4 protein-coding genes and 2 pseudogenes are annotated in these 4,500 nt (G+C 68.7%); 2 read left to right on the top strand and 4 right to left on the bottom strand.

Annotation, left to right across the window (positions count from 1 at the left end; all coding sequences use genetic code 11):
• The first annotated feature begins 511 nt into the window (after positions 1-511).
• Together AC1DO7_RS39710 and AC1DO7_RS39705 are read left to right on the top strand one after the other, a co-directional pair.
• Entirely contained in the window at positions 512-1,492 is a 981-nt protein-coding gene (locus AC1DO7_RS39710; protein WP_441614288.1) for an aliphatic sulfonate ABC transporter substrate-binding protein, read from the top strand.
• Positions 1,493-1,615: 123 nt separating this feature from the next.
• Complete coding sequence (locus AC1DO7_RS39705) at positions 1,616-2,602, top strand: GlxA family transcriptional regulator (protein ID WP_441614286.1); 987 nt, start codon at positions 1,616-1,618, stop codon at positions 2,600-2,602.
• Positions 2,603-2,629: 27 nt separating this feature from the next.
• Here AC1DO7_RS39705 and pip read toward each other — a convergent pair whose 3' ends face one another.
• The 4 genes and pseudogenes from pip to AC1DO7_RS39685 form a co-directional block, all read right to left on the bottom strand.
• Positions 2,630-3,589, bottom strand: coding sequence for a prolyl aminopeptidase (gene pip, locus AC1DO7_RS39700; protein ID WP_441614284.1), 960 nt, complete (start codon positions 3,587-3,589; stop codon positions 2,630-2,632).
• A 112-nt stretch (positions 3,590-3,701) separates the two neighbouring features.
• Positions 3,702-3,881 (bottom strand): annotated as a pseudogene (locus AC1DO7_RS39695) (acetaldehyde dehydrogenase (acetylating)); the annotation flags it as partial.
• Positions 3,882-3,900: 19 nt separating this feature from the next.
• Positions 3,901-4,092 (bottom strand): 2-hydroxymuconate tautomerase, encoded by a 192-nt coding sequence (locus AC1DO7_RS39690; protein ID WP_441614282.1) that lies wholly within the window; start codon positions 4,090-4,092, stop codon positions 3,901-3,903.
• A 219-nt stretch (positions 4,093-4,311) separates the two neighbouring features.
• A pseudogene (locus AC1DO7_RS39685) lies at positions 4,312-4,500 on the bottom strand (4-oxalocrotonate decarboxylase); the annotation flags it as partial.

Raw genomic sequence — 4,500 nt, 5'->3', positions numbered from 1 at the left:
CTTCAGCAGCGCGAAGGGCGTGGCGAGCACGATCAGCATCGCCATCACGATAAAAGTGTACGGGCGACGCAGCGCCAGCTGGACCATGGACACGAGGCGGGTCTCTTGTGGAAAGGACGACGGAAAGAACGACGGAATGAACGACGGAAAGAACGGCAGGATCGCTGCAGATCGTCGACACCGCCACCGGACCAGGGCGCGCGGGCGGCATGCGGTGGCGAGGACGTTTGCCCGAGCCCGCAGATGCGCTCATTGCGTCGACAGTGGACGAATATAGCACGGCGTTTGCGGCGCGGCAGGCCTTCGCTGGCAAACGCCGATGGCCGCTTTCAAAGGTGTTGCGCGCAGTGCAAATACATTCACGCAGACATTTATCGGGTGCGCGAATGCATGGACATTACCCCCTCACCCGCCCTGCCGGACGCATAAGCAACTGCGGCATTATTCGTTCCCTGCCGGCCGGCGCTCGCCTACCCTTCTGCGCTTATCGACGGACAATGCAGGAACGGCAATGGCGCAAGAACTCGACAAACAGCGGCGCACGGTGGTCAGCAGCGTGCTCGCGGCCGGGGCGGCTGCCCTGCTCGGCTTGGCGCAGCCGGCCCGCGCGCAAGCGCAAAAGCACACGCTGCGCATCGGCTACCAGAAATCCTCCACGCTGATGATCCTGCTGAAATCGCGCGAGACGCTGGAAAAGGCGCTGGCGCCGCTCGGCGCAACGGTGCAGTGGTACGAATTCACCTCCGGGCTGCCGCTGCTGGAGTCGCTCAATGTCGGCAACCTGGACCTCAGCGCCGACGTGGCCGACGCGGTGCCGCCCTTCGCCCTGGCCGCCGGCGCCAGCCTGACCTACTACGCGATCGAGACCCCGTCGCCCGAGGCGCAGGCCATCGTGGTGCGCCAGGATTCGCCGATCAGGGAAATCGCCCAGCTCAAGGGACAGCGCATCGCCTTCGCCAAGGGTGCCGGCGCACACTACCTGCTGCTCGAGGCCCTGGCCAGCGCGGGCCTGTCGATCCGCGACATCGAGCCGGCTTACCTCAGCCCGGCCGACGCGCGCGCCGCCTTCGAGCGCGGCAGCGTGGCCGCCTGGGTGATCTGGGATCCGTTCCTGGCCGCCGTGCAGCGCCAGGCCAGCGCGCGCATCCTGCGCGACGGCAAGGGCCTGGCGAGCTACCGGCGCTTCTATCTGGCCGCCACGCCATACGCCCAGAAGCACCCGGAAGTGCTAGCGGCGGTCTACGACGAACTGCGCCGCGCCGGCGAATGGATCAAGCAGAACCCCGCAGCCGCGGCGCAATGGCATGCGCCGCTGATCGGGCTGGACGCGGCCACGGTGGAAGCGGCCAACCGGCGGCGGACTTACCAGGTCCAGACCGTCGACGCCGCATCGCTGGAAGAGCAGCAGCGGATCGCCGATGCATTTGCCAGCCAGAAGATCCTGCCGCGCAAGGTGGTGGTGGCGGATTCGCCGGTCTGGAAAAGGGCCTGAGCGGCCTGGGTCCGCGCCAAGCCTTGCCGCCGGCGCCGCGCGCGCCACTTCCGGCGCCGGCCGGTGGGCATCCCGGATCTGGCGTATAGTCGGTTGGCATCAATCTACCGGATGCAACCTTCCATGCCACCCAAGACCGGGCAGGCCGAGCCTGCTGCGCTGCGCATCGGCATCGTCGTCTACGACGGCTTCCAGGCCATGAACCTGGCGGTCAGCTCGGTGCTCGAGTTCGCCAACCTCACCGCCGGCCGCCCGCTCTACGCGCTCTCGCTGCTCTCGGAGCACGGCGGCCCCGTGCTCACCTCGGGCGGCTTCGCCGTCACCACGAAGCCGTTCGACGACACGCCTTTCGACACGATCCTGGTGGTGGGCGACAACGAAATCCTGCCCACCAGCCCCGGCATGGTCAGCTTCCTGCAAAAGGCGGCGCAATCCTCGCGCCGCATCGGCGCCACCTGCACGGGCGCCTTCAACCTCGCCGAGGCCGGCCTGCTCGACGGCCGCCGCGCCACCACCCACTGGTTCTTCGCCAGCCACCTGCGGCGCGCCCATCCCAAGGTGAAGCTGGAGGAAGACCGCATCTTCATCATCGACGGCCCGGTCTGGACTTCCGCGGGCATGACGGCCTGCATCGACCTGGCGCTAGCGCTGGTGGAAAAGGATGCGGGCGCCGAGGTCGCGCGCCAGGTGGCGCGCAAGCTGGTGGTCTATCACCGCCGCGCGGGCGGGCAATCGCAGTTCTCGGCGCTGCTCGAGCTGGAGCCCAAGTCGGACCGCATCCAGCTGGCGCTGGACTTCGCCCGGCAGAACCTGCATGCGGAACTCTCGGTGGAACAACTGGCGCAGGCCGCGCACCTGAGCCCGCGCCAGTTCAGCCGGGCTTTCCGCGAAGAGACCGGGCAGACGCCGGCCAAGGCGGTGGAGCACCTGCGCGTCGAAGCCGCGCGGCTGATGATGGAGTCGGGCCGGCATCCGATCGACGTGGTGGCAAGGGACACCGGCTTCGGCGACCGCGAACGCATGCGGCGCGCATTCCTGCGCGCCTTCGGCCAGCCGCCGCAGGCGATCCGGCGCATGAGCCGCACGGAAGCGGAGCCCGCCCCGGCCTGACCGGCGCGCCGGGGCCGGGCGACAGGCCTAGCCGTGATTCGCCGCGAACCGGTCCGTGGCGGCGAGTAGCTGGTCGAGGATGCCAGGCTCGGACCATGCATGGCCAGCGCCTTCGATCAGGTGGAAATCGGCTGTGGGCCAGGCCTGGTGCAGCGCGTAGGCGTAGCGTGCCGGGCAGGGCATGTCGTAGCGGCCATGCACGATCACGCCGGGAATGCCGGCGAGCCGGTGCGCGTCGCGCAGCAACTGTCCCTCCTCCAGCCAGCCGCCGTGGACGAAATAGTGTGTCTCGATGCGGGCGAAGGCCAGGGCAAAATGCGCGTCGCCGTGCGTGGCCGAGAAGGCGGCGTCCGGCAGCAGCGTGATGGTCTCGCCCTCCCACAGGCTCCACGCCACCGCGGCCTCCAGCTGCTTCGCGGTATCGCTGCCGGTCAGCAGCTTGCGGTAGGCGCCCAGCATGTCGCCGCGCCCGGCCTCCGGCACGAGCGCCTGGAAGCGCGCCCACTTTTCCGGGAACATCTCCGAGACGCCAAACTGGTAGTACCAGGCCAGTTCCGCCTTGCTCAGGGTATAGATGCCGCGCAGCACCAGCTCGCTGACCCGCTCCGGGTGGCGCTGCGCATAGGCCAGCGCCAGCGTCGAGCCCCAGGAGCCGCCGAACACCAGCCATTGCTCGGCACCGGTCAGCCGGCGCAGGCGCTCGATATCCTCGACGAGGTGCCAGGTGGTATTGGCCTCGAGGCCGGCATGCGGGGTCGAGCGGCCGCAGCCGCGCTGGTCGAACAGCAGCACATCGTAGCGCGCGGGGTCGAACAGCCGGCGATGCTCGGCCGAGATGCCGCCGCCGGGCCCGCCATGCAGGAAGAGCGCCGGCTTGCCGCCCGGCGTGCCTACCCGCTCGTAATAGATGACGTGGCCATCGCCGACATCGAGCGTGCCGCTCGCGTAGGGTTCGATGGGCGGATAGAGCGTGCGCAGTGCGGTCATGGCGGTTTCCGGGAAGGCAGGTATCTGCACGGATTGTAGTCTGCTCCGGGCCTGCTTCGGGTCAGCGCCGGGTCAACTCCGGGTCAACTCCGGGCCAGCTCCGGACCGGCTCGGTAGTGGGCACGCCCAGGCGGGCGGCACGCGCCAGCCCGTCCGAAGCCGCGTCGATGCCGACCATGGCGCCCATCTCCAGGTGCCTGGCCTGGCGCATCACCTTGATCATGAGGTCGGTGCCGATATTGCCCGAGCCGATGATGGCCACCTTGTGCCTGCCGCTCGTTCTCATGTCCATGCCGGTTCTCCCCGCCGCCTCAGCGGCCCAGTGCCTTCGCGGTCTTGCCGCCGATGCCGAACTGCGTGTTCGGCACCTCGGTGATCATCACGCGCACGGTCTCGACCGGCGCGCCGATCGATTCCACCGCGGCGTCGGTGAGCGCGCGGATGAGGCGCGCCTTCTGCTCTTCGGTCCTGCCTTCGATCAGGAAGACTTGCATGATGGGCATGGTGTTTCTCCAGTCTGGTTTGGTCTGGTTTGGTTTGGGTTGGGTTGGCTTGACCTGGCTTGGGTCGATCGATTGCGTATAAGGTGCCGCCAGGCCCCGCGCACTCGGCGCGGGCTTGCCATGCCGTGCGGCAGGCCTAGTTCGGCCAGCATGACATCGTAACAGTGGGTGCCGTTGCTGTAGCCCTCGCGCTCGGCCAGCCACCTGCTGGCGGCGTGCTCAGACGAAGCGCATCGAAACCGTGCCCAGGTGCTGGTAGCGCACCGTGATGCTGTCGCCCGCCGCCACCGCGACGGCCTCGGTCACGCCGCCGGTCATGATGAAGGTGCCGGCCGGCAGCTCGCGCCCGCGCGCGCCCAGCATATTGGCCAGCATCGCCACGCTGCTGGCCGGATGGCCCAGCACCGC

This window comes from Cupriavidus sp. 05N40 (genome assembly GCF_056397305.1).
Note: the sequence above shows the minus strand (reverse complement) of the source record. Positions and strands in the feature narration are given on the sequence as shown.

Bases quoted from the DNA above. Each gene is read 5' to 3' on its own strand.
- AC1DO7_RS39690 (WP_441614282.1), bottom strand. From the start codon at position 4,092: ATGCCCATCATGCAAGTCTTCCTGATCGAAGGCAGGACCGAAGAGCAG.
- AC1DO7_RS39710 (WP_441614288.1), top strand. From the start codon at position 512: ATGGCGCAAGAACTCGACAAACAGCGGCGCACGGTGGTCAGCAGCGTG.
- AC1DO7_RS39705 (WP_441614286.1), top strand. From the start codon at position 1,616: ATGCCACCCAAGACCGGGCAGGCCGAGCCTGCTGCGCTGCGCATCGGC.
- pip (WP_441614284.1), bottom strand. From the start codon at position 3,589: ATGACCGCACTGCGCACGCTCTATCCGCCCATCGAACCCTACGCGAGC.